Origin of the sequence: Sphingomonas sp. CFBP 13733 (assembly GCF_014841795.1) — a bacterium.
GTDB lineage: Bacteria > Pseudomonadota > Alphaproteobacteria > Sphingomonadales > Sphingomonadaceae > Sphingomonas > Sphingomonas aerolata.
This window is the reverse complement of sequence record NZ_JACYUP010000002.1, coordinates 800,922-824,881: the sequence shown is the minus strand read 5'-3', so window position 1 is coordinate 824,881 and position 23,960 is coordinate 800,922. Positions and strand designations below refer to the sequence as shown.

Annotated in this window: 19 protein-coding genes; 10 read left to right on the top strand and 9 right to left on the bottom strand. The window is 69.1% G+C overall.

The window, feature by feature from the left end; translation table 11 throughout:
* The first annotated feature begins 2 nt into the window (after positions 1 to 2).
* From IFT71_RS08080 to IFT71_RS08070, 3 genes are all read left to right on the top strand, one after another.
* Entirely contained in the window at positions 3 to 2,309 is a 2,307-nt protein-coding gene (locus IFT71_RS08080) for a beta-N-acetylhexosaminidase (protein ID WP_244654804.1), read from the top strand.
* Positions 2,306 to 4,441: an alpha-L-fucosidase gene (locus IFT71_RS08075; protein WP_197976053.1), complete on the top strand. Its 2,136-nt coding sequence runs from the start codon at positions 2,306 to 2,308 to the stop codon at positions 4,439 to 4,441. The genes IFT71_RS08080 and IFT71_RS08075 overlap by 4 nt, the downstream gene beginning before the upstream one ends.
* A gap of 68 nt (positions 4,442 to 4,509) precedes the next feature.
* Positions 4,510 to 6,333 (top strand): diguanylate cyclase, encoded by a 1,824-nt coding sequence (locus IFT71_RS08070; protein ID WP_031396208.1) that lies wholly within the window; start codon positions 4,510 to 4,512, stop codon positions 6,331 to 6,333.
* A gap of 45 nt (positions 6,334 to 6,378) precedes the next feature.
* On the opposite strand, the gene IFT71_RS08065 is transcribed toward IFT71_RS08070, so the two are convergent.
* A complete protein-coding gene (locus IFT71_RS08065) occupies positions 6,379 to 8,949 on the bottom strand; it encodes a TonB-dependent receptor domain-containing protein (RefSeq protein WP_197976052.1) in 2,571 nt (856 codons plus the stop codon).
* 313 nt (positions 8,950 to 9,262) lie between these two features.
* Between IFT71_RS08065 and IFT71_RS08060 the strand changes: the two genes are divergently transcribed.
* The 6 genes from IFT71_RS08060 to IFT71_RS08035 all read left to right on the top strand — a co-directional run bounded on the left by IFT71_RS08060 (position 9,263) and on the right by IFT71_RS08035 (position 14,275).
* A complete protein-coding gene (locus IFT71_RS08060) occupies positions 9,263 to 9,871 on the top strand; it encodes an alpha/beta hydrolase (RefSeq protein ID WP_192140098.1) in 609 nt (202 codons plus the stop codon).
* A gap of 289 nt (positions 9,872 to 10,160) precedes the next feature.
* Positions 10,161 to 11,066 (top strand): ATP-grasp domain-containing protein, encoded by a 906-nt coding sequence (locus IFT71_RS08055; RefSeq protein ID WP_192140092.1) that lies wholly within the window; start codon positions 10,161 to 10,163, stop codon positions 11,064 to 11,066.
* On the top strand, positions 11,066 to 12,082 hold the full coding sequence (locus IFT71_RS08050; RefSeq protein WP_192140090.1) for an LLM class flavin-dependent oxidoreductase: 1,017 nt from the start codon (positions 11,066 to 11,068) through the stop codon (positions 12,080 to 12,082). Before IFT71_RS08055 ends, IFT71_RS08050 begins: the two co-directional genes overlap by 1 nt.
* Positions 12,079 to 12,813, top strand: coding sequence for a methionine ABC transporter ATP-binding protein (locus IFT71_RS08045; RefSeq protein ID WP_192140088.1), 735 nt, complete (start codon positions 12,079 to 12,081; stop codon positions 12,811 to 12,813). The genes IFT71_RS08050 and IFT71_RS08045 overlap by 4 nt, the downstream gene beginning before the upstream one ends.
* On the top strand, positions 12,810 to 13,472 hold the full coding sequence (locus tag IFT71_RS08040; RefSeq protein WP_192140086.1) for a methionine ABC transporter permease: 663 nt from the start codon (positions 12,810 to 12,812) through the stop codon (positions 13,470 to 13,472). The genes IFT71_RS08045 and IFT71_RS08040 overlap by 4 nt, the downstream gene beginning before the upstream one ends.
* Before the next feature lie 8 nt (positions 13,473 to 13,480).
* The gene (locus IFT71_RS08035; RefSeq protein ID WP_056405600.1) at positions 13,481 to 14,275 is read left to right on the top strand and encodes a MetQ/NlpA family ABC transporter substrate-binding protein; all 795 of its coding nucleotides are present in this window, start codon (positions 13,481 to 13,483) and stop codon (positions 14,273 to 14,275) included.
* Here the strand turns inward: IFT71_RS08035 and IFT71_RS08030 are convergent.
* The 4 genes from IFT71_RS08030 to IFT71_RS08015 form a co-directional block, all read right to left on the bottom strand.
* The gene (locus IFT71_RS08030) at positions 14,245 to 16,365 is read right to left on the bottom strand and encodes a phosphocholine-specific phospholipase C (protein ID WP_192140083.1); all 2,121 of its coding nucleotides are present in this window, start codon (positions 16,363 to 16,365) and stop codon (positions 14,245 to 14,247) included. The genes IFT71_RS08035 and IFT71_RS08030 overlap by 31 nt on opposite strands.
* Positions 16,366 to 16,541: 176 nt before the next feature.
* Complete coding sequence (locus IFT71_RS08025) at positions 16,542 to 16,805, bottom strand: hypothetical protein (RefSeq protein ID WP_056405598.1); 264 nt, start codon at positions 16,803 to 16,805, stop codon at positions 16,542 to 16,544.
* Positions 16,802 to 17,377, bottom strand: a complete 576-nt coding sequence (locus IFT71_RS08020; RefSeq protein ID WP_244654803.1) for an SAM-dependent methyltransferase — start codon at positions 17,375 to 17,377, stop codon at positions 16,802 to 16,804. Before IFT71_RS08020 ends, IFT71_RS08025 begins: the two co-directional genes overlap by 4 nt.
* Positions 17,378 to 17,512: 135 nt before the next feature.
* Positions 17,513 to 17,791 carry a hypothetical protein gene (locus IFT71_RS08015; protein WP_192140082.1) on the bottom strand — a complete coding sequence of 93 codons (279 nt, stop codon included), beginning with the start codon at positions 17,789 to 17,791 and terminating at the stop codon, positions 17,513 to 17,515.
* Between the two features lie 177 nt (positions 17,792 to 17,968).
* Between IFT71_RS08015 and IFT71_RS08010 the strand changes: the two genes are divergently transcribed.
* Entirely contained in the window at positions 17,969 to 18,931 is a 963-nt protein-coding gene (locus IFT71_RS08010) for a 2-hydroxyacid dehydrogenase (RefSeq protein WP_192140081.1), read from the top strand.
* A 6-nt stretch (positions 18,932 to 18,937) separates the two neighbouring features.
* Here IFT71_RS08010 and IFT71_RS08005 read toward each other — a convergent pair whose 3' ends face one another.
* The 4 genes from IFT71_RS08005 to uxuA are packed head-to-tail and all read right to left on the bottom strand — an operon-like array spanning position 18,938 to position 23,959.
* Complete coding sequence (locus IFT71_RS08005) at positions 18,938 to 19,942, bottom strand: sugar kinase (RefSeq protein ID WP_192140080.1); 1,005 nt, start codon at positions 19,940 to 19,942, stop codon at positions 18,938 to 18,940.
* Entirely contained in the window at positions 19,939 to 21,384 is a 1,446-nt protein-coding gene (locus tag IFT71_RS08000; protein ID WP_192140079.1) for a mannitol dehydrogenase family protein, read from the bottom strand. The genes IFT71_RS08005 and IFT71_RS08000 overlap by 4 nt, the downstream gene beginning before the upstream one ends.
* Positions 21,381 to 22,793 (bottom strand): glucuronate isomerase, encoded by a 1,413-nt coding sequence (gene uxaC / locus IFT71_RS07995; RefSeq protein ID WP_192140078.1) that lies wholly within the window; start codon positions 22,791 to 22,793, stop codon positions 21,381 to 21,383. The genes IFT71_RS08000 and uxaC overlap by 4 nt, the downstream gene beginning before the upstream one ends.
* Positions 22,790 to 23,959: a mannonate dehydratase gene (gene uxuA, locus IFT71_RS07990; protein WP_197976051.1), complete on the bottom strand. Its 1,170-nt coding sequence runs from the start codon at positions 23,957 to 23,959 to the stop codon at positions 22,790 to 22,792. The genes uxaC and uxuA overlap by 4 nt, the downstream gene beginning before the upstream one ends.
* Position 23,960 lies beyond the last annotated feature (1 nt).

Below are 23,960 nucleotides of genomic sequence, written 5' to 3'. Positions count from 1 at the left end.
GCATGGCCCTCGTCATCGCGCCGTGCGTTGCCGCGGCGCTCCTGCCGGTCGGCCAGCCCGCGGTTGCCGGCCCCTCCCCGCTGCTGCCGCTGCCCGCGCACGCGACAGCGGGTACGGGCAGCGTCCGCATCGACGATGGTGCGCGGATCCTCGTCCCTGCCGGCGACACGGGCGCTGCCAGTGCGGCGCGGCGCGCGGTCGAGATCGTCGCCCGGACGCGCGGCATCACGCTGAACGTGGCCGACCGCGGACCAGGGGCGATCAGTTTCGTGCGGCTGCCCGCCGCAAATGGGGGGAGCAGCGAGCGATACCGGCTCGACGTGACGCCCGCGGGGATCCGCGTCGCCGCGGCGACCGACGCCGGGCTGTTCTATGGCGCGATGACGCTGGCGCAGATGCTGTCCCCCGATGCGCGGTTCGGGACGGGCGTCGCAGTCCCCGTCGTGGCGATCGACGATGCCCCGCGCTTTGCGTGGCGCGGGGTGATGCTGGACGTCGCGCGCCACATGCAGCCGATCGCATCGATCGAGCGCGTCATCGACATGATGGCGCAGCACAAGCTGAACCGCCTGCAACTGCATCTGACCGATGACCAGGGCTGGCGGATCGAGATCAAGCGTCATCCCGAGCTGACGCGGATGGGCGCCTGGCGCGCCTCGTCCACGCCCAACGCGGGCGCGCCGGCGGGCCGCTATGGCGGCTTCTACACGCAGGACGAGCTGCGCGCGCTGGTCGCCTATGCCGCGGCCCGCGCGGTGACGATCGTGCCGGAGATCGACCTGCCCGGCCACGCACAGGCAGCGGTCGCCGCCTATCCGCAGATCGGCGTGACGGGGGACCGGCCGCCGGTGTCGGGCGACTGGGGCATCAACCCCTATCTGTTTAACGTCGACGATCGAACCATCACGTTCGTCAAACAGGTGCTCGACGAGGTCATGGCGATCTTCCCGTCGACCTATATCCATATCGGCGGTGACGAGGCACTGAAGGAGCAGTGGCAGGCGTCGGCCGCGGTCCAGGCGAAGATGCGCACGCTCGGCATCGCCGATGAAAAGGGCCTGCAGAGCTGGTTCGTCGGTCAGCTCGGCGCGCACCTCGCCAAGCGCGGGCGCCGCCTGATCGGCTGGGACGAGATCCTCGAGGGTGGGCTGCCACCGACCGCGTCGGTGATGTCATGGCGCGGCGAGGCGGGCGCGATCGAGGCGGCGAACATGGGGCACGACGTCGTGCTGTCGCCGGGCCCGGTCCTGTATCTCGACAATCTGCAAAGCGGGCGCGACGACGAGCCGCCGGGACGCATGGCGGTACAGACGCTCGCTGACGTCTATGCCTATGACCCCCTGCCCGCCGGGATCGCCGCGGCAAAGGCGCATCACGTGCTGGGGCCGCAGGCCAATCTGTGGGCCGAATATATGGTCACCCCCGCGCAGCGCGAACATGCGCTGTTTCCGCGCATCGCGGCGCTGGCGGAGATGGCCTGGTCGCCGCGCGCCGCGCGCGACTGGCCGGGCTTCCTCGCGCGGCTCGATCCCCAGCTCAACCGCTATCAGCGGCAGGGGATCGCCGCCGCGGACAGCGCCTTCGCGGTCGACTACACCGTGGTCGGCGGGGTCGGTCCGGCGGTGCGCGGCAAGACGGTCACGATCGGCATGGCGAACCAAGCCGGCTATGGCACGATCCGGTACACGACCGACGGCGCGGCGCCGTCATCGACCTCGCGCGCCTATGCACGACCGCTGAGCGTGGCGCCGGACACGGTGGTCCGCGCAGTGACGTTCGCACCCGACGGCCGCGCGCTCGCCGCCGTGCGCAGCTTCGATACCGCACCCGCCGCGCTGTTGACGCGGGCGAGTGCAAGCCTCGAAACCTGTGCCGGCGCGGGGATCCGGCTGCGCCTGCCGCTGACGCCGGATGCGACGGGCGGCGGGCCGGCGTACAGCATGAACATCTATGACGGCTGCTGGCTGTACCGCGCCGCGCCGCTCGGACAGGTCCGGGGCATCACGGTCTCGCTCGGTCGGCTGCCGCGCAACTTCGCGCTGCGCCAGCCGCAGCGACAGATGGTCGCGTGGCGCTACAACCCGACATATTTCGGGACGCTGATGGTGCATGCGCGGACCTGCGACGGGCCCGCGCTGGCGATGGTGCCGCTGCCCGATCCGGCGACCACGCCGAACCGGTTCACGCTGACCGCGCCGCTGGCGGGCGGCACGACCGACACGGACCTGTGCCTGATCGTCGCGCCGCCGGTCGGTGGACCGCTCTACGGCGTCGACACGGTACGCTTTACGCTGAAGGACATTCGATGACCGATCCCCTGCGCCCATCGCGGCGCGACGCAATCGCCTTCACGGCCGGAACGCTTGGCGCAGCGATGGCCTTTCCCGGCGGCACGTTCGCGACGACCATTGGCGCGGCGACCACCGGTGCGGCGCTCGTCCCCTTCGGTGCCACGCCGTCGAAGCGGCAACTGGCGTGGCACCGGCTGGAACAGACCGCGTTCGTCCACTTCACGATCAATACCTTCACCGACCGCGAATGGGGCTATGGCGACGAGGATCCCGCGATCTTCGACCCCAAGCAGTTCGATGCCGACCAGATCGTCGCCGCGGCAAAGGCGGCGAACCTGCGCGGCCTGATCGTCACCGCCAAGCACCACGACGGCTTCTGCCTGTGGCCGAGCAAGTTCACGAAACACAGCATCGCGAGCAGCCCCTACAAGAACGGCAAGGGCGACATCGTCGGCGAACTGGCCGCCGCATGCCGGCGGCAGGGTCTGAAGTTCGGGATCTACCTGTCGCCCTGGGATCGCAACCATCCGGACTATGGCCGGCCCGAATACATCACTTTCTTCCGCAACCAGCTGCGCGAACTGCTGACGCAATACGGACCGATCTACGAGGTATTCTTCGACGGCGCGAACGGCGGCGACGGCTATTATGGTGGTGCGCGCGAAGTGCGGAAGATCGACGCGGTCCCCTATTATGACTGGCCGTCGATCATCGCCTTCGTCCACGCGCTGCAGCCGATGGCCTGCACCTTCGATCCGGTCGGCGCGGACCTGCGCTGGGTCGGCAACGAGGAGGGCGAGGCCGGCGACCCGTGCTGGGCGACGATGGACGACAAGGGCTTCACCGAGGAAAAGGGCAATGCTGGCGTTCGCGGCGGCGCGATCTGGTGGCCGGCCGAGGCGGATGTCTCGACCCGCTATGGCTGGTTCTGGCACGCCTATGAGGACGGGCAGAGCCGCAGCCCCGCCAATCTGATGAAGATCTATTTCGAGACGGTCGGGCGCAGCGCCGGGCTGTTGCTCAACCTGGCCCCGGATACGCGCGGGCTGGTGACCGACGAGGATGTCGCGAACCTGACCGCGTTCGGCACGGCGATGCGCGCGATGTACGCCACCGACCTGAGCAAGGGTGCGATCGCCTCTGCGAGCAGCGTGCGCGCCGGGCATGACGCATCGCATGTGCTCGACGGCAATCCCGAAAGCTTCTGGGTCAGCGCCGATCGGGCGCCGGTCCCGACGCTGACGCTCGACCTGAAACAGCCACGGCTGTTCGACGTCGTCAGGCTGGCGGAGCATCTCCCGCTCGGGTTGCGCGTCGACCGTTTCGCGATCGACGCGCAGGGCCCGACCGGCTGGACCGAAATCGCCAGCAAGCAGGGCATCGGATCGCAGCGGCTGATCCGGCTCGACGCGCCGATCACCGCGCGGCGGGTCAGGCTGCGGATCACCGCAGCCGCCGCGGCGCCGGCGATCACCGAATTCGGCGTGTATCTCGCGCCCGTGCTACTCGATCCGCCGCACATCGTCCGCGACCGCGAGGGCGTGGTCACGCTGACCAGCGATTCCCCCGGGCTGGCGATCGCCTACACCACCGACGGCAGCGCGCCGACGATCGCATCGCCGCGCTACACGGCGCCGTTTACGATGCGCGATGCGGGGATCGTCCAGGCGATCAGCATCCACGCGGCCAAGGGTGCGGTCAGCAGCGTGGGGCGCCGCACTTTCGACATCCGCAAGAGCGACTGGAAAATCCTGCGGGCGAGCGCGCCGCTGGCCGAGCTGCTGATCGACGAGAAGAACCGCACCGACTGGGTCGCGCCGCTGACCGGTGCGGACGGCAAGCCGTGTTCGGTGACGATCGATCTCGGACGCAGCGTAGAGCTGCGCGGGTTCGTGCTGAAGCCCGGCTGGCACGCGCCGCAGGGGGCCGGCGACCCCGCCGCCTGGCGCGTGCGCATCGGCGACGACCCGGGGCTGGCCGACGCGCCGCAGGAGCAGGGCGAGTTCTCGAACATTGCCGCCAACCAGGCGCCGCAACGCCTCGCCTTCGCGCGGCCGCACCGTGGCCGCTACATCGAGATCGCCTTCACGCGGACCGCCAAGGGCGAGACGCGGCTGGCCATCGCGGAGCTCGGGGTATTGACGCAGTAGACCGTGCCCGGCGCGGCGTGTGATGGCGAGTAACCAAAAGCTAAGTCTTTGTTGTTTAACATAGCGCAATGTTCATATCGCTTACTGCGCGGATCGTCGCGATCGGCCTCATCGTGGTCCTGGCACTGGGGTCGCTGGCCGGGCTGCTCGCCGACGCCTCGTACCAGGCCAGCCAGAGCTTCCAATGGGCCGCCCATTCCGCGCAGGTCATCGAAACGACCGAGGCGGCGCTGAACGATCTGCGCGAGGCCGAATCGGGCCAGCGCGGGTTCGTCATCACGCGGGATCCGGCTTATGCCCGGTCCTTCGCCAAGCGCCTGGACAGCGCCGCCCGGACCATCGCGCGGGTTGCGGGCCAGACCCGCGACAACCCGCGCCAGCATGCCCGTGCGCGCGAAATGGCATTGCTGATGAAGGAGCGGTCCGCCTTTCTGCGCCAGCCGCTCGACCTTGCCCGCCGGGGCAATTTTGCGGGAGCGGTCACGATCATCGCCAGCGGCCGTGGTCGCGACCTGATGGATGCGATCAGCGTGCGCGGGGAGGCCTTTCTCGAAGAGGAACGCGCGTTGCAGACCACGCGGCAGGATGCGGCGGCGCAGCGCCTGCGCCGCGGCAAGCGGCTTGCCATCTTCGGCGCGATCGCCGTCGCGCTGATCGTCATCGGCGGCTTTACCTTGCTGGTGCAAGGTATCCGCCGCCCGCTGGAAACCATGTTGCGCGCGATGACCGCGCTCGGCAGCGGGGACGAGCAGACGCGGATCGATACCGCGATGGGATCGCGCGAATTCAACCGCCTCGCGATCGGCTATAATGCGATGGCCGACCGGCTGGAGGGCGCGGTTTCCGATCGGGGCACGAGCGAGCGCCAGCTGCAGGTCGTCAACGCCGAGCTCGAGCGCAATACCAAGACGCTGCGCGAACGCGGCGACGTGATCGAGCTGCTTGGCGGCATGGCGCATCGCATGCAGGCCGCGCGCACCGACGACGAGCTGGCCCAGATCATCCGGGTGTTCGTACCGCAGGTCCTGCCCGATATTCCCGGCGCGCTGTACGCGCACAACAACTCGCGCAACTGCCTGGTCCCGGTCGCCAGCTGGGGAGACATCGTCGTGCCGGACGACGGCTTCGCGCCGGAGCGGTGCTGGGCACTGCGCCGTGGCCAGAGCCATTCGGTCGTGGATCCGCGCCGCGACATCGTCTGCGCGCATGTCGCCGAGGGCGAGGTCTATCACTGCGAACCGCTGCTCGCGGGCGGCGAGGTCATCGGCGTGCTCTATCTGCGCGGCCGGATCGAGGCCGAGAACCGCTTTCGGATGAACGTGCTGACCGAGAACATTGCCTCGGCGCTGGTCAACCATCGCCTGCAGCGGTCGCTGCGCGAACAGACGATCCGCGATCCGCTGACCAGCCTGTTCAATCGCCGCTACATGGAGGAGGCGCTCAAGCTGGAGATCGCCCGCGCCTCGCGGTCGGGCAATCCGCTCAGCCTGGTCATGTGCGACGTCGATCACTTCAAGCGGTTCAACGACGAGTTCGGTCACGACGCGGGGGACGCGGTGCTCCAGCAGGTCGCGGCCGAGATGCGCAGCCGGTTCCGCGACGGCGATGTCGTCTGTCGCTTCGGCGGCGAGGAGTTCACCATCATCGCGCCGGGCACGACCGCCGAGGCGCTGGCCAAGCGTGTCGATATCGTCCGGCAGGCGATCTCCGAGATCGCCGTCCGCCACGGCAACCGCGCGCTGGGATCGACCAGCATGTCGTTCGGCATCGCGACCTGGACGGACATCATGGACCGGGAGGGCGCGACGCTGATCCAGGCGGCGGACATGGCGCTGTATCAATCCAAGCGCGACGGCCGCAACCGCGCGACGATCAGCGCGCTCGCGGCCTGATCAGGGCGCTCCGGAGATCGATATCCTCCGCCGTACCGGGCGGTGTCAGAAGAGCTTGCGCAGGCCCAGCCTGACGGACCGGCCGACCGGATCGATATACGCCGCCTGGAACCGGTTCGGCGTCCGCCCGAGCCGATCGCGAACCGCGATACGGTCGTTGAGCAGGTTTTCGACCGTCAGCTGCAGCGTCATGTTGCTTGCCCAGGGACGTTTGACGATCTGGTCGACCTTGAGCGAGCTATAGGGCACCAGCCAGGTACGGCCTGAAAAGCGCAGATCCGACGCCGCCAGGTCGCTGCGGATCCGGGTCGGCCCCTGAAGACGGCCGTACACGCCGATGCTCGCAGCCCCGAGCGATCCGCTGAGGTTCAGCTCGGTTTCCCAGCGCGGTCGTCCGCCGGTGCCGGTCAGCGTGTCGCCATCGAGGAGATCGAGTGCCGGCCCCCCGCTCCGCAACAACAGGCGATCGTCGAGCCGCCACGTCGTGGTCATCGACATGTTGAGGTGCGGCCGGGGCCGGGGTGGCGCCGGCGGTGGCACATCCTTCGCGGCGATGCCGACGGGCGGCGTCAGCGGCGCAGGCGCACGCCCGATCGGCGTCGACAGGCTGATCGTCGCCTGCACCTTCGTTTCGCGTTCGCGGGCGATGTTGACCGGCCGCAGATCGGCGCTGACGAGCTGTCCTGTTGCATCACGCTGGAACGCCCCGGCAAATGCGGTCTGGAAGGCCTGGGTGGCGCTGCCCAGCGTCGCAGTCTGATTGTCGATGCGCGTCTGGAGGTAATTGAGCGTGAGCCGCAGATCGCGGGCCTTGATCGGCGACACGGCGACACCCAGCGTGACGAGCCGCCGGCGTTCCGGGTCGAGCGCGGGATTCCCGCCGGCGATCGTCGTGACGAGCACGCTGGTGCCGGTGGTGAAATCGAAAAACGGCGTGTTCGGGGTGGTCACCGTCGGGTTGGTCAGCAGTGCGATTGCCGGCGGGGTCTGCGCGGCATTGACCGAGGCGATCAGCTGGACCGGCCGCACCGGCGACCATGTCAGGCCGTAGTTGGAACTGAGCAGCCGGCCGTAATCGGACACGTCCGAGACGCCGATCATGCCGTTGACCGACAGCTGTCCGAGAAACGCGAGAACGTCCTGATTGGCAGAGGCGATCGGCAGATCCGCGTTGACGCTGGCCCCCCCGGTGGTGCGCGTCAGATCGAGCGTCGTGTCGCGCAAGCCCGGCAGGCTGCCCGAACTGCTCGACCGGGCATAATCCCCCGAGAGCGTGATCTGCGCGTCGCCGGCCGGCAACCGGACCAGCGGGCCGTTTGCGACCGCCTTTGTCAGCAATGTGCCGGTAACGGTCCGGCTGCGATCGGCCAGCCGAAGCGCCGCCGCCTCGGGACTCACGCGCGCCAACGGATCGCCCCCCGCATCGATCGCGGCCTGCAGATCGTCGATCGGCACGCCGCGTTCGGACCGCGCCACCCCCTGCACCCGGTCATAGCTGGTCGTGACGTTCCACCCCCAGCGCCGGATACTGCCCTGGACCATGCCCGATCCATGCAGCGTCAGGCTGGTGCTCCGCTGCCGGAGCACCGCATCGGGCAGGTAGCGATAAAGCACGACATCATCCGCAAAGGGCAGCGCGCCGCGTCCTCCCGGCACACTCAACAGCGCGGGCGCCAGGCCGTTCACGCCGATGTTACGCTGCGCCTCCATCGACAGGTTGAGCGATCCGCTCATCGTCCGCCCGATCGGCGCCGCGAGCGTTCCGTCGACCGAAATCCTGTCGCTGCGCTGCTGGAGAGAGCGATAACGCCCGATATCGGTGACCGCGGGTGCGCCGGCGCCGGCGGCATAGCCCGCCAGAGTGTCGCGCCCCGCCGGGTCGTCCGGCACCGCGGCGATCGTGACCGGGGCCCCGACGAGCGCATCGAGCGCGGGATCGATACTGGCCCCGCCTATTCCCGTAACGGTGCCGCCAAGCGCATAGAGCGTGTCCGGATCGGGCAGGATCGCGCGTTCGCTCTGCAGGATCGGGTTGAGCCGAAGATGCGACAGCGTCAGCGTCGCGCGGCGCGGCCCGTCGATCCGCGCGGCGGTCACCTCGGCATAGCTTGTCTCGCCCCCGCCTTCGGTCGTGACCCCCGTGGCCTGCTGGTAGGTGACCGCGCGAAACCGCTTCTTGGTGATGAAGTTCATCACCCGGACGGTGGCCGGAAACCCGAAGCGTGCGGCCTCGGACTCGGGCAGGACCTCGATCTTCTCCATCGCCTCCTGCGGCAGGCTGTAGAGTTCGTTCATGCTCGACATGCGTCGACCGTTGAGCAGATAGACCGGATCGCCGCCGCTCGCCGACGTCGTCAGTGGTTTCAGGCGTTCGAGCAGCGTCTTGAGATCGGTCGCACCCAGCGACTGGATCCCGGCCTGATCGAGGGTCGCGGTCGGATCGATCGCCCCGACCGCGCTGCCCGCGCTCCGCTGGCCCGTGATGACGATGTCGTCGCCCGACGCCGATGCCGGCACGGGGATCGCCTGCGTCGATCCGGCCGCGGGACAGACCACGCCGCCCCCGAGGCAGACGAGCATCGACGGGTACAGGCGGACCGGCGCGTGAACCCTCACGAACGGCGGATCGGGATGGCGGGGGGATCGATCATCGTCACACTCTCACGCAGCGGGCGACATCGAGTGGAGCGGTATTATATGTCGGGAATAGGGCGGCTTACGAAAGCAGGCAGGGCAGAATGCTTGAAGGCAGCGCGGTCACGCTGCGGAGCGGGGCGTCGGGACGCGATCCGGCGCATCGGCGGCATGGGATGCCGCAAGACTATTGCCTATCGTCCGGGCCGGATTACGCTTCGTAACCGTAGCGCGAGACTGCGAGTCGGAGATCGATGGTCGCGCGCTGCTGCAGGTCTATCCGAGGTGATCCGCTATGGCCGTCAGGGACAAGGCTTCGATCGATACCCAGCATGCCGTGATCGTCGTGATCCGGGGCGATCCGGTCCCCGACGCCGCGATCCCGACGATCGAACTGGATCTCGCGAAATTTCAGAGCGGTCGCTGGGCGTTGCAGCTCGATGCGGCATTTGCCCGGCGCGAGGAGCCGGCGGTGATCCTGGCGCAGGGGGTCGCCTGTCTGGCGGTCGCGTGGTGGGCGCAATTGTCGCCGCGCAGCTATCTGCAGGCGATCGAGGGCGCGGTGCTGCTGTCGCCGCTGTCGGTCGGTTTCGGTCAGGAGGCGATCGCGGCGGCGGCGCGGCCAGGGCCGACAACGCGCCTGCCCTTCCCGTCGGTCGTCGCCTGTGCCCCGGGCCCGTTCATCGACCGGGTGCTGGCGCTGGCCGATCGCTGGGGCAGTCATTTCGTCGAGCGCGGATCGATCGCCGCTCCGGCGCCGACGACGCGCACCGCCACCCCGACCGAGGATGAGGCAAGGCTGATCGCGCTGCTCCCGCTGCTCGAGCACCGGGTGCCGGGCGATGCCTTCGCGCCCGGATCCCGCCCTTCGCGGCGCCTCCGCCGACCCGCCGCGATCGACTGAGCGCGCCGCAGACCAGCGGCGCCCTGCGCGACCGGAACCGGTCGCGGATCCACTCGCCGAACGGCTGGGTGAGCGCATCGGGATAGGAGAAGGTCGAGGCGGCAAGTCCGACGCAAGGTGGCAAAGCGTGCTGCGTCGAGATCGCGCAGGTCGATCCCGCGGATTGATTGAAGCGACGGTCGGCGCCGGCGCCGTTCGCTAAACCCAGGCTTGATCGGGCCAAAGCCGCTATCGATGGCGGTCCGCGCATCGGCGTGGCAGAGGGAGCGCTCAATTCATCCGAGGCTTCATGACCGATCTCGCCGTCCTTTACGAACATCCCGCCTGGTTCGTGCCGCTGTTCGCAGCGCTCGACGCGCGCGGCGTCGATTTCTCGCGCGCCACGCCGGACGGGTTCTGGAACCCCGCGGACCAGACTGCGCCGGCGCGCGTCGTGTTCAACCGCATCGCGATGTCGAGCTTCCTGCGCAGCGACGAGCATCCGATCTTCGACACGATGGCGATGCTCGATCACTGGCGCCGCACCGGTGCGCGCGTGATCAACGGCGCCGACGTGCTCGCGATCGACGCCTCCAAGGCACGGCAATTGTCGCTGATCGCGTCGCTTGGGCTCGCAATCCCCGAGACGCGCGTCGTCCACCGCGCCGCCGACGTCGTCGCCGCGGCGCAGACGCTGCGCTTCCCGCTGGTCGTGAAGGCCAATATCGGCGGTTCGGGCGCGGGGATCATTCGCTTCGACAGTCTCGACGAACTGCGCACCGCGGTCGCCGATAGCGGCCTGCCGAGCAGCGTCGACGGCGTGTTGCTGGTGCAGGAATATGTCCCCGTCCGGGGTGGCGCGATCACCCGGATCGAGACGCTCGACCGCAAGTTCCTCTATGCGATCGACGTCGCGGGCGGCGGCGCGTTCGATCTCTGCCCTGCGGATGCGTGCGTCGTCCCCGGCTCGGGGATCAAGATGGCCGCGGTCGAGCCGTCGCAGGTGCTGAAGGATGCCGCCGAGGCGATCGCGCGCGCGGTCGATCTCGATGTCGGCGGGGTCGAGGTGATGATCGACGACCGCGACGGCGTCGCGCGCTTCTACGACATCAACGCGCTGTCGAACTTCGTCGCCAGGCCGCTCGACGTCCTCGGCTGGGATCCGCATGACCGGCTCGTCGATTACCTGATCGAACAGATTGGGAAGAATCGTTGATGCGCTATGGCTATTGGACTCCGGTTTTCGGCGGCTGGCTTCGCAATGTCCCCGACGAGGGGATGGAGGCGAGCTGGGCCTATACCAAGGCGCTGACGCAGAATGCGGAGCGCTGGGGCTATGATCTGACGCTGATCGCCGAGCTGAACCTTAACGACATCAAGGGCGTAGAACAGCCCGCGCTCGATGCGTGGTCGACCGCGGCGGCGCTGGCGGCGGTGACCGACAGCATCGAGCTGATGGTCGCGGTGCGCCCCAATTTCCACCACCCCGCGCTGTTCGCCAAGGCGGCCGCCAATATCGACCGGATCTCGGGCGGGCGGCTCGCGCTCAACGTCGTGTCGTCCTGGTGGGCGGACGAGGCGAAGCAATATGGCCTGCAGTTCGACCAGCATGACGATCGCTATGCGCGGACCGACGAATGGCTGACCGTGGTCGACGGGTTGTGGACGCAGGACCGGTTCGACTTTGCCGGGCAGTTCTACACTACCGAGCAGGCGATCTGTTCGCCCAAGCCCGTCAAGCGCCCGACGGTCTATGCCGGCGGCGAGAGCGAGAAGGCCAAGGCCATGATCGCGGCCAAGTGCGACGCCTATGTCATGCACGGCGACCCCGCCGCGGCGATCGCGCCGAAGATCGCCGACATGGCAGCACGACGCGAAGCCGCGGGCGGTACGCCGATGCAGTACGGCATGGCCGCCTATGCGATCGTCCGTGACAGCGAGGCCGAGGCGAAGCGCGAGCTCGAGCGCATCACCAGCGTCACCGAACTGCCCGCGGGCTATGCCAATTTCGACCAGTGGCTGTCGGGCACGCAGCTCGAACGCGAGCTGAAGATCCAGGAATATTCGGTCTCCAACCGCGGGCTGCGCCCGAATCTGGTCGGCACCCCCGAACAGCTGAAGGAGCGGATCGCAGAATATGAAGCCGCCGGGCTCGACCTGCTGCTGCTCCAGATGAGCCCGCAGGCCGAGGAAATGGAGCGGTTCGCGGTGCAGGTGATGGGGTCCGCATGATCCGCCTGCGCGACGTTTCCAAAACTTACCGGGCCAGCGATGCGGCCGCACTCGACGGCGTGTCGCTGGAGATCCCGGCGCGCGGCGTGTTCGGGGTGATCGGTCAGTCGGGCGCGGGCAAGTCGACGCTGATCCGGCTGATCAATGCGCTCGAACGGCCGACGTCCGGGCGCGTCGAGGTCGACGGGATCGACGTCGCAGGCCTGTCGGCGGCGGAGCTGCGCGCACTCCGGCGGCGGATCGGCATGATCTTCCAGAATTTCGGGCTGCTCTCCTCGCGCACGGTCGCGGCGAACGTCGCCTTCCCGCTGGTGCTCGCGGGCGTCGCGAAAGCGACGCGCGAGAGCAAGGTCGCCGCCTTGCTCGACCGGGTCGGCTTGTCGGATCACGCCGCCAAATACCCCGCCCAGCTGTCGGGCGGGCAGAAGCAGCGCGTCGGCATCGCCCGCGCGCTCGCCACCGACCCCGACATCCTGCTGTGCGATGAGGCGACGAGCGCGCTCGACCCCGAAACCACGCGCTCGGTGCTGACGCTGCTGCGTGACCTCAACCGCGACCTCGGCCTAACGATCGTCCTGATCACGCACGAGATGGACGTCGTCCGCTACGTCTGCGACCGCGTCGCGGTGCTGGAACGGGGCCAGGTCGTCGAGACCGGCAGCGTCACCGATATCTTCGCCAACGCCGCGCATCCGGCGACCCGGCGCATGCTGGCGGCCCTCGCCGCATGACGTTCTTTTCGAACATAGACTGGTCCGATATCGGCCAGGCGTGCCTCGACACGCTCATCATGCTCGGCGGGTCGCTGGTGCTGACGATCCTGCTCGGCCTGCCGCTCGGCGTGCTGCTGTATCTGACCGGCAAGGGGCGGCTGATCGAGAACCGGCTTGCCAATGGCGCGCTCGGGATCGCCGTCAACATCCTGCGCTCGGTGCCGTTCATCATCCTGCTGATCGTGATGATCCCGCTGACCGTCCTGCTGGTCGGCACGTCGCTGGGCGTCGCGGGCGCGATCCCGCCGCTGGTGGTGGGGGCCGCGCCCTTCTACGCACGCCTTGTCGAGGGATCGCTGAAGGAGATCGACCGGACGACGATCGAGGCGGTGCAGGCAATGGGCGCGACGACCCGCCAGATCGTGACGCGCGCGCTGATCCCCGAGGCGATGCCGGGGCTGATCTCGGGCGCCACCGTCACCGCGGTCGCGCTCGTCTCGTTCACCGCGATGGCCGGCGTGGTCGGCGCGGGCGGGCTCGGCGATCTCGCGATCCGCTTCGGCTATCAGCGCTTCCAGACCGACGTGATGGTCGTCACCGTCGTCCTGCTGGTCGTCCTCGTCCAGATCATCCAATATGCCGGCGACGCGCTCGCCCGCCACTTTACCCGCCGCTAGGAAATGCCATGAACCGCCGCACCCTGCTCGCCTCGCTCTCGCTGCTCGCGCTCGCCGCATGCGGTGGCGCCAAGACGGATGACGGCACGGCGCTGACCGTCGCCGCGACCGCGGTGCCGCATGCCGAGATCCTCGAATCGATCAAGCCCGCGCTCGCCAAGCAGGGCGTCGACCTCAAGATCCGCGTCTTCAACGATTATGTGCAGCCCAACCTTCAGGTCGAGCAGAAGCAGATCGACGTTAGTTATTTCGAGACCAAGCCCTATCTCGACGAGTTCAATGCTTCGCGCGGCACGCATCTGGTTCCCTATGCGGGTGTCCATGTCGAGCCGCTGGGCGCCTATTCGCGCAAGTGGAAGACGATCGCGCAGGTCCCGAACGGCGCGACCGTCGCGATCCCGAACGAGCCGAGCAATGGCGGCCGCGCGCTGCTGCTGTTGCAAAAGGCCGGGCTGATCACGCTGAAGAACCCGACCAACCCGCTGTCGAGCCTCAACGACATCGCGACCAACCCCAAGAACCTCAAGTTCAAGGAGCTGGAGGGCGCCACCCTGCCCCGCACGCTCGGCGAGGTCGATCTGGCGCTGATCAACACCAACTATGCTCTCGATGCGAAGCTCAACCCGGTGCGCGACGCGCTCGCGATCGAGGACAAGAACAGTCCCTATGTCAATTTCGTCGTCGGCCTGCCCGGTGGTGACAAGGATCCCCGCGTCGTCAAGTTGATCGCCGCGTTGCGAAGCCCCGAGACGCGGCGCTTCATCGCGGACCGTTATGCGGGCGCGGTGCTGCCGGCGTTCTGAGCCGCGGTGACGAACGGATCGCTGCACGTCATCCGTCCGGGCGCGTCGACCCGCCCCGAGACACGGCGGCGATAGGTCGGCGCCGACGCCGCCGTGATCGTGACGTCGTACCAGCCATGGCTGTTGCGGAGCGGCCAGCGGTAGCGCGTGTCGACCAGCCCGGTCGTCAGCGCCGCCGCCCCGACGCGTTCGACCTGCGCGACCAGCCCGTGCGCGCGGTGTCCGGCGGGGAGCACTAATGCCAGCTCTGTCGGTGTCGTGCGCCAGACGAGCTGCGATACCAACGCGGCATCGTCACGATGCCCCGTGAAATGCCGATGGAATCCGTTGGGGCCGAGCACCCAGAGATCATAGCGACCGTCCGCGTCGAATCCCCATTGCCCGTCGAGCGTGCGCCCGGGCTCGACCGTGAAGCGGCGGGGCGGCTGGTCCAGGCCCCGGCGGTCATAGACGTGGAAGACCGCGGCCTGCGTGCCGTCGGCCGCGAAGTGCAGCCGGATCGCGTCACCCGTGATCGTCTCGCCGATGCGCAGCGCATAGGGTAGCGGGCGGGAGCGGCGGATGCCGGGCTCCTGCCACGGGAGTGACTCGCCCGGTGGTGCCTGCGGGCTGACCTGCCGCGGGATCGCCGCGGCGCGCGCGGCATCGGCGCGCGGATCGGGCAACGCCACGAAGGGCGCGACGTCGGCGGCGGTGAAGTCGAACGCTGAGGTCAGGTCGCCGCAGACCGCGCGGCGCCACGGCGTGATGTTGGGCTCGTGGACATCGAACCGCTGTTCGAGGAAGCGGATCACCGAGCTGTGGTCGAACACCTGCGAATTGACCCACCCGCCCCGGCTCCAGGGCGAGACGACGTACATCGGCACGCGCGGCCCCAGGCCATAGGCGCGGCCGCGATAGGCGGGGAGGTCGAGCGCCGCGTCGCCCTTGCTCGGATTGCGGTGATAGCTGCCGGTCAGGTCGACCGTCGATCCGCCGAGCAGCGTGCCGTCGGCAGCGCGCGACGGCGGCGCGGGCGGCGGGACATGATCGAAAAAGCCGTCATTCTCGTCGAACATGACGAACAAGGCGGTCCGCGCCCAGATCTTCGGATCAGCGGTGAGCGCGTCGAGCAGCTCGGCGGTATAGGCCGCACCCTGTGCCGGGCTCGACGGGCCGGGATGCTCGGATCCCTTGGCGGTGGCGATGACATACGAAACCTGCGGCAGTCGCCCGGCCAGCACGTCGGCACGCAGCGCGTCGAGCCCGCGCGTCGTCAGCGCGCGGTCGCGCAGATCCGCATCGCCAGCCGCATGATGCGCCGCGCGGAAGGTGGCGAACCCGACCAGCGGGTTGTCGGTGAAATTGTCGGCCATGTCCTGATAGATGCGCCAGTCGACCCCCTTGGCCTGCAACCGCTCGACGATCGTGGTCCAGCGATAGGGGTCGGGATCGCCGCCATCCTGCGGGAAATTGTCATGCGAATTGCCGATCGCCGGACCGCCCAGCGTGCCGCCGGGATCGTTGGTGCCGCTCCACAGGAACAGCCGGTTCGTGTTGGTCCCCGTCTGCACCGAACAGTGATAGGCGTCGCACAGCGTGAATGCCTCGGCGAGTGCGAACTGGAACGGCAGGTCCTCGCGCCGGTAATGGCCCATCGCCCGCTGGCTCTTCGCCTCGGGCCAGTGCGCCATCCGCCCCTCGTCCCAGCCGCGCTGCGCATCGGGCCAGCTGTGCGGCGTACCCTCCATCCGCATCAACTCGAAATTGGTGCGGGTGGCGAGATGGAAGGGCAGCACGGTCCGCGCGCCGCCCGGTGCCGTCCGGTCGCGCTGATACCAGACCGGCACCGCCGCCCCTCCCGCAGCTGTTGCCGGCACGGGGATCGGCAACCGGTCGGCAAAGCCGCGGACGCCGCGCAACGTGCCGAAATAATGATCGAAACCGCGATTTTCCTGCATCAGGATGACGACATGCTCGACATCCATGATCGAGCCCGTCTTCACATCGGGCGCGATCGCCGCGGCGCGCGCGATCGCCGCGGGAAACGCGGACAGCGCGGCACCGGTGGCGCCTGCACCGAGCAGTGTACGACGGGAGACATCGGTCATCGGGGCAACCCACAGGAGGAGCGCATGGTCCGCAAACGCCCGCGGACCATGCCCGGTTCAGATCAGACGTCGAGCGACAGCGGCGACGGCGTGTTCATCCAGGATCGCTAAAGCCGACAGGTTGCACGAGCGTGACATGCGATCGTCGACGATGTCCGTAACAGGTCCTCTGCTGGTCAGCGGCCGAAGCCATCGCTGCCCTGTCCGCGCCGACGTCTGCGCGCGGCATGGACGGCGTCGACCGTGTGGCTGTGCCCGCGGCGTTCCGCCCGGACCATCTGCCCGACGCGTTTGCCATGGATCATCAGCGGCAACCCGAGCAGCGCGAGCGGGAAGAAGAGGAGCATCAGCGGCGATCCGTCGACCGCCATGCACAGCGCACAGGAGACGGCCATCAACGCGAAGCCGCCCGCCTTCCATTGCAGGTCGCGCCGCGTCATGCCGCCTCACTCCGCACGCGCGTCGCGACGGGATCGGCGATCACGAGGGTGCCCGCAGCCGCCAGCAGCCGCGCGATGCCGCCGTCCTGGTCGTGGCACAGCACGATGTCGGCGGGGAAATCGGCTTCGCGGGCGAGCACCTGCGCCAGACCGCCGCCTTCGAAGTCGAGCCCGATCGCGGGATCGTGCAGCCGCGCTGCAGCGGCGCGGGCGCGGCCGATCAGCGCCGGCGCATCGGCGACGCCCTGCCCCTCGATCGCGGTGAAGCCGAGCGCGCGGGCGTAACGCACGGTCTCGATCAGCAGCGTCCCGCATGCACAGTCGGCATCGACGATCCGGACCGCGTGGCGATGCCGTTCGCGCAGATCGGCGAGCGCCGCCGCGATATGTGGCCAGCGCGGATCGCGCGTCGCGCGGCGTGCGCAGGCTCGGGTCATGGTGGCGGGCATGTCCGCCTTCGCTTCAGCCGTGGCGCCGCGTGCCGGGGTCACACGCCCGTGGCCCGCCTTGTTCTGGCCGAGAGGAATGACGCGCCCGCGTGCGCGGGGCTCCGGCGTGGGTTCAGACGACATGTTCGCGTTTTTGCCTGTGTGATCGGGCGTCCAGGCGCCCGCAAACCCGAATTACGAACCGCGGCATAGGGATTCGAGAGCGATTCCCCGAAACCCCATAGTGGCGCCATAGTGGCCGCAACAGCTCGTCGCATTTCACCGCATGCTCGCTGCCGTGGCGCGGACGCGGGGCCGCCAGCGCTCGCTGACCGCGATACCGTCGAACAGGTGATGCCCGAGTAGCACCATGACACTGCCCGCGCTCGCCCCCAGAAAGCCGATCGCGGCGAGCGCGAAGGCCAACGCACCCGAGCCGTGAGGGGAAAGCGCGAGGGCGGACAGGCGCCACACCGCGATGTACGCCATTGCGCAGAGGAGAAGTCCCACCGCGCGCAGACCAAGATCCGCGCACCGCGAACGATGCCACGCTGCCATGCCATTCTCCTTGTCGTGGCCCTCCAGCTATCGGCCGCGGCATAGCAATTCGAGAGCGATCCCGGCCTTTTGCGTAGCGGCGGCATAGGGTTGGGTAGTTTTCTCACATGCGGCGGCCGCCGCGAGGGGCCCCGGAAGGGGGTGTCTGCCCGCGCAGTTTGTGCGTACACCCCCGGCATGAACCGACCCGAAATCCTGATCCCCGCCCCCATGCTGCCGAGCGTCGTCGACGCGCTGGGCGAGCGGTTCGTCGTGCACCGGCTATGGGAGCAGGAAGACCCCGACGCGTTCCTTGCGACGGTGGCGCCGCGCGTCCGCGGGCTTGCGGCGAGCTCGCTCGCGGGGCGGATCGACGCGTCCTGGTACGAGCGGCTGCCCGCGCTCGAGATCGTCGCCAATTTCGGCGTGGGCTATGACGGGATCGACGCGGACGCCGCCGCGACGCGCGGGATCGTCGTGACCAATACGCCCGGCGTGCTCGACGAGGAGGTCGCCGATCTGACCATCGGACTGCTGCTGGCGACGCTGCGCGGGATTCCGCAGGCCGATCGCCATGTCCGTGACGGCACCTGGGCGGAAAAGTCGTTTCCGCTGTCGCCGAGCCTGCGCGGACGGCGGATCGGGATCTTGGGGCTTGGCGCGATCGGCAAGGCGGTGGCGCGGCGGCTCGAGGCGTTCGACGTGCCGATCGCCTATCACGGCCGGTCGCGGCAGGCGGATATCGGCTATGACTATCACGAAACGCCGGTCGCGCTGGCGGCGGCGTGCGACGTGCTGATCGCGATCGTGCCCGGCGGTCAGGGGACGCAGCACCTGGTCGACGCCGCGGTCCTCAAGGCGCTGGGCGCGCAGGGCGTGTTCATCAACGTCGCTCGCGGCAGCGTCGTCGATCAGGACGCGCTGATCGCGGCGTTGCAGCAGGGCACGATCCTGGCCGCCGGGCTCGACGTCTATGAGGACGAGCCCAATGTCCCCGTCAGCCTGCGCGCGCTGCCGAACACGGTGCTGCTGCCGCATATCGGCTCGGCGTCGAAGCGGACGCGCGCGGCTATGGGCGGGCTGGTGGTCGACAATCTGCGCGAATGGTTCGAGACCGGCCGCGCGCTCACCCCCGTCGCGGAGACGCCGAACCCCGGCTGAGCCCGGTCACCGCCGCACGTCGGCGGGCGCGCCGGTGAAGTCGGCGAGATCGGTCAGCGTCGTCCGGCTGTGATCGCCCGCGGTGCCGTGCTTGAGCGCGGCGAGCGCGAGGCCGCAGCGCGCGGCCGCCTCGCACCCGTCGTCGAGGCAGGAGAGCACGCCCGCGGCGAACGCGTCGCCGGTGCCGATCCGGTCGACGATCTGCGTGACGAGGATCGTCTCGGTCTCGAACGAGTCGTCGCGGCGATCGACGCGGGCTGACAGCGCATGCGTATCGGCATCGATCACGCGGCGTGCAGTCGAGGCGATGCAGGCGAGCGTCGGAAACCGCGCAAACGCGGCCTCGCATGCGCGACGCCGCGCGTCCGGCGTGTCGCCGGCATGGTCCTCGCCGAGCAGCAGCGAGATGTCGCGGTGACTGCCGAACAGCAGGTCCGCACCGTCGACGTGATCGACCAGCACGCCCTGCGGATCGGCGCACCAGCGCGCCCACATGCTCGCGCGGAAATTGCCGTCGAACGAGACCCTGACCCCCGCCGCCCGCGCCGCCGCGATCGCATCGAGCGACAGTTGCGCGGCACCCGGACCGATGGCGGGAATGATCCCCGACAGATGCAGCCAGCCGACGCCGTCCAGCAGCGCAGGCCAGTCATAGGCGCTCGACGGGGTGGCGGCGAAGCTGCTGTCGAGGCGGTCGTAGACGATCTGCGCGCCGCGCGACCCGCTCGGCGGCGACAGGAAATACAGGCCGAGCCGACCGTCCGCGCGCACCACCCGCGACACGTCGACGCCCGCGGCGCGGACCGAGTCGAGCGCCGCATTGCCGATCAGGCCATGCGGCAGCGTCGTGACGACCGCGGCGGGCACGTCGATCCGCGCGAGCGCGACCGCGACGTTCGCCTCCGCGCCGCCGAAATGCGCGTCGAGCCGGGCGTCCTGGAACAGATGCCCGCGGTCGGGCGCGGCGAGCCGCAACAGCATCTCGCCGAAACACACTATCGTACCAGTCATGCGACGGGCTCTCCGATGGCGCCGCGCAGTGCGGCCTCTGGCCCCTGCGCCTGCCACGTTACCACCGCATCGCCCAGCGCCGCGTGGTCGAAATCGGCGGGGAATATGCCGAGTTCGTCGACGAACCGCGCGACGACCTGCCGCGCGTCGCCCGCGGCGTCCGCCCAGATTGCGGCGTAGCGATTCCGCAGCGGATCATCGGCCATCGCAGGCGCGGCGGCGGTATAGGCGATCCACGCGGCGAGGCTGAGCCGATGCTTCGGGCTGTCGAGCCCCTGCGCCTGCCGCTCGGCGACGGTCGCGATCCAGCGCTGTGGCAGCTTCTGCGATCCGTCCATCGCGATCTGGTCGAGCCGGTGGTGAAGATCGGCATTGGCGAAGCGGTCGAGGATCGCGTCGATATACGCCGCCGGGTCGAGCCCCGCCGCCGCGGTCAGGCTCGGCACCGCCTCCTCCTGCATCTGCGCGATCACGAACGCGCGCAGCGCCGGATCGGCGATCGCCTCATGGACGAAGGCGTGGCCCCGTTGCAGCCCGACATAGGCGAGCGTCGAATGGCTGGCGTTCAACAGCCGCAGCTTGGCGAGTTCGAACGGCGCGACGTCGTCGACGATCTGCGCCCCCGCCGCCTCCCAGCGCGGGCGCGGGCCGGCGAAGCGGTCCTCGATCACCCATTGCCGGAACGGTTCTGTGACAAGGGCGGCGGCGTCGTCGACCCCGATCGCGGTCGCGACGCCCGCGCGGTCGGCCTCGGTCGAGGCGGGCACGATCCGGTCGACCATCGTGTCGGGCGCGGTCACGTGCGCGCGCACCCAGGCGGCCAGATCCGCATCGCGGCGCTCGACGAACGCGAGCAGCAGGCGCATCAACAGCGCGCCATTGCCCGACAGATTGTCGCACGACACCAGCGTCAGTCCCCCTGCCCCCGCGCCGCGCCGCCGATCGAGCGCCGCCGCCAGAAAGCCGAAGATCGTCCGCGGCACGCCGCCGCTCAAATCGTGCGCGATCGCCGGGTCGTCGACGAGCAGCGCGCCGGTCGCCGGATGCCGGTAATAGCCCTTTTCGGTGACGGTCAGCGTCACGACCCAGGTCTCAGGGTCGGCGAGCGCGGCGATCACCGCGTCGGGATCCTCCGCGGCGACCAGCAGCGTGTCGATCACGTCGATCAGCCGGGTCGCGCTGGCGCCGTTCGACCGTTCGGTCACGGTGTAGAGCCCATCCTGCGGCGCGAGCGTATCGCGCACCTGCGGCGAGCGCAGCGACACGCCGGTGATCCGCCACCCTACGTCCGGCGTCGACGCATCCTGCGTATAGACCGCCTGATGCGCGCGGTGGAACGCGCCGATCCCGAGATGGACGATCCGCCCGACGGTGACGGCGGAGGATGCGGGCTGCGTCACGTCGGCGGCGAGCGCGGATCGCGTGGCCCTGGACAGCTTCACAACCGGTACGCCTTGCGGACCAGATCGCTCGTCAGTTCGCGCGCGAGCTCTGCCGCCTCCCAATCCTCCAGCCGGTGCTCGGCGACCAGCCGCGCGAGATAGCCGCAGTCGATGCGGCGCGCGACGTCGTGCCGCGCCGGGATCGACAGGAAGGCGCGCGTATCGTCGTTGAAGCCGACGGTGTTGTAGAAGCCCGCAGTCTCGGTGGTCATCTCGCGGAACCGCCACATGCCCTCGGGACTGTCGTGGAACCACCAGGCGGGGCCGAGCTTCAGGCACGGATAATGCCCCGCCAACGGTGCCAGCTCGCGCGCATAGACCGTCTCGTCGAGCGTGAAGAGGATAATCGACAGCTCGGTCGAGGTCCCGAACCGGTCGAGCAGCGGCTTGAGGGCGTGGACATAGTCGGTGCGCCCGGGAATGTCCGCGCCCTTGTCGCGGCCATGGCTGGCGAACAGCCCGGCATTGTGATTGCGCACCGAGCCGGGATGGATCTGCATGACCATGCCGTCCTCGACGCTCATCGCCGCCATCTCGGTCAGCATCTGCGCGCGGAAGAGCTCGGCGTCGGCGGCGGTCCAGTCGTCACCGGTGATGCGCGCGAACAGCGCCTCGCATTCGGGGGTCGACAGGTTCGCGGTCGCTGCGGTCGGATGGCCGTGATCGGTCGCGGTGGCGCCCGCCGCGCGGAAATCGGCGCGGCGCTTGCGGTGCGCGGCGAGATAGCCCTGCCAGCCATAGACGTCCTCGCCGGTCAGTTCGCCGAAGCGGCGCAGCGCGCCGGCGAATTGCTCGTGCTCGACATCGATCACGCCGTCGGGGCGATAGGTGGTGACGACACGGCCGTTCCAGCCGCTCTCGCGGATCCGGTGATGCGCGTCGAGGCTGTCGTGCGCGCCTTCGGTGGTGGCGAGGAAATCGATCCGGAACCGGTCGAACAACGCGCGCGGGCGGAACGCCGCGGTCGCGAGCTTTTCGCCGATCGTGTCGAAATACAGGTCCGCGGTCGCCGGCTCGAACGCGACGTCGAACCCGAACACCTCGGCGAAGACATGGTCGAGCCACATTCGCGACGGCGTGCCGCGGAACAGCGCATAATGGTCGGCGAGCAGCCGCCACGCCGCGCGCGGGTCGGCGCTCCGCGTACCATCGCGGCGCGCGATCGTCAGCGCGTCCAGATCGACGCCCTGGCTGTAGAGCATGCGGAACAGATAATGGTCGGGCGCGAGCAGCAGCGACGTCGCATCGGTCCAGTTGGCATTGTCGGCGAACCAGGTCGGATCGGTATGGCCGTGCGGGCTGACGATCGGCAGGTCGGCGATCTCCGCATAGAGCGTGCGGGCGATCGCGCGGGTCGTCGGATCGGCGGGAAACAGCCGGTCGGGATGAAGCTCGAGAGGACGGGTCATGCAAGGGCTCCTGCCGCAAAGGCGATACCGCGTTCAAGTCCGCGCAGTTCGGCGAGCCCGCGCATCCGGCCGAGCAGCGAATAGCCCGGATTGGTCGTGCGCGTCAGGTCGTCGAGCATCTGATGACCATGGTCGGGGCGCATCGGGATGCTGCGCCCTTCGCGGACCGACAGCCGGTGGACCGCCGCCATAACCGCCGCCATGCCGGCATCGCCCTCCAGATGATCGGCTTCGTGGAACGCGCCATCGGCCTCGCGCTGGACCGAGCGCAGATGGAGGAAGCCGATCCGCGAGCCGAGCCGGTCGACCATGCCGGGCAGGTCGTTGTCGGCGCGCACGCCGAACGACCCGGTACACAGGCACAGCCCGTTCGAGACGTTGGGCACGCGCGTGAAGAGATCGGTCACGTCGGCCTCGGTGCTGACGACGCGCGGCAGGCCGAAGATCGGAAACGGCGGATCGTCGGGATGGACGACCAGCGCGATACCGAGCTCGTCGGCCAGCGGGCACACCGCCTCGAGGAACGCGACATGGTTGTCGCGCAGCCGCGCCGCGTCGATCGCGTCGTAGCGGCCGATCGCCTCGAGGAACGCGGCCGAGGTGAAGCCCTCCTCGCTGCCCGGCAGGCCCGCGAGGATCGTCCGTTCGAGATCCGCGCGTGCCGCTGTGTCCATGCCGGCAAAGCGCGCCGCCGCCGCGTCGCGAACCGCAGGCGCATAGCTCTGCTCCGCGCCCGGCCGCTGCAGCATGAACAGGTCATAGGCGGCCACCACGATCGCCTCGTACCGCAGCGCGCGCGATCCGTCGGGCAGTTCCCAGGCGAGATCGGTGCGCGTCCAGTCGAGCAACGGCATGAAATTATAGGTGACGACGCGAATGCCGCAGGCCGCGAGATTGCGCAGGCTCTCGCGGTACGCCTCGATCAGCCTGTCCCATGCGCCCGAGCGGGTCTTGATGCCCTCGTCGACCGGCAGGCTTTCGACCACCGTCCAGTCGAGCCCGGCGTCGCGCACCATCTGCTTGCGCGCGGCGATCGCCTCGCGCGTCCAGACCTCGCCGTTCGGAACCTCGTGCAGCGCGGTCACCACCTCGGTCGCGCCGGATTGCCGGATGCTGTCCAGCCGCACCGGATCGTTCGGCCCGAACCAGCGCATCGTCTGCGTCATC

Coding starts and splice junctions, on each gene's coding strand:
- uxuA (WP_197976051.1), bottom strand. CDS start 23,959: ATGACGCAGACGATGCGCTGGTTCGGGCCGAACGATCCGGTGCGGCTG.
- IFT71_RS08030 (WP_192140083.1), bottom strand. CDS start 16,365: ATGACCGATGTCTCCCGTCGTACACTGCTCGGTGCAGGCGCCACCGGT.
- IFT71_RS08035 (WP_056405600.1), top strand. CDS start 13,481: ATGAACCGCCGCACCCTGCTCGCCTCGCTCTCGCTGCTCGCGCTCGCC.
- IFT71_RS08010 (WP_192140081.1), top strand. CDS start 17,969: ATGAACCGACCCGAAATCCTGATCCCCGCCCCCATGCTGCCGAGCGTC.
- IFT71_RS08040 (WP_192140086.1), top strand. CDS start 12,810: ATGACGTTCTTTTCGAACATAGACTGGTCCGATATCGGCCAGGCGTGC.
- IFT71_RS08070 (WP_031396208.1), top strand. CDS start 4,510: ATGTTCATATCGCTTACTGCGCGGATCGTCGCGATCGGCCTCATCGTG.
- IFT71_RS08015 (WP_192140082.1), bottom strand. CDS start 17,791: ATGGCAGCGTGGCATCGTTCGCGGTGCGCGGATCTTGGTCTGCGCGCG.
- IFT71_RS08060 (WP_192140098.1), top strand. CDS start 9,263: ATGGCCGTCAGGGACAAGGCTTCGATCGATACCCAGCATGCCGTGATC.
- IFT71_RS08045 (WP_192140088.1), top strand. CDS start 12,079: ATGATCCGCCTGCGCGACGTTTCCAAAACTTACCGGGCCAGCGATGCG.
- uxaC (WP_192140078.1), bottom strand. CDS start 22,793: ATGACCCGTCCTCTCGAGCTTCATCCCGACCGGCTGTTTCCCGCCGAT.
- IFT71_RS08020 (WP_244654803.1), bottom strand. CDS start 17,377: ATGTCGTCTGAACCCACGCCGGAGCCCCGCGCACGCGGGCGCGTCATT.
- IFT71_RS08025 (WP_056405598.1), bottom strand. CDS start 16,805: ATGACGCGGCGCGACCTGCAATGGAAGGCGGGCGGCTTCGCGTTGATG.
- IFT71_RS08005 (WP_192140080.1), bottom strand. CDS start 19,942: ATGACTGGTACGATAGTGTGTTTCGGCGAGATGCTGTTGCGGCTCGCC.
- IFT71_RS08055 (WP_192140092.1), top strand. CDS start 10,161: ATGACCGATCTCGCCGTCCTTTACGAACATCCCGCCTGGTTCGTGCCG.
- IFT71_RS08050 (WP_192140090.1), top strand. CDS start 11,066: ATGCGCTATGGCTATTGGACTCCGGTTTTCGGCGGCTGGCTTCGCAAT.
- IFT71_RS08080 (WP_244654804.1), top strand. CDS start 3: ATGGCCCTCGTCATCGCGCCGTGCGTTGCCGCGGCGCTCCTGCCGGTC.
- IFT71_RS08075 (WP_197976053.1), top strand. CDS start 2,306: ATGACCGATCCCCTGCGCCCATCGCGGCGCGACGCAATCGCCTTCACG.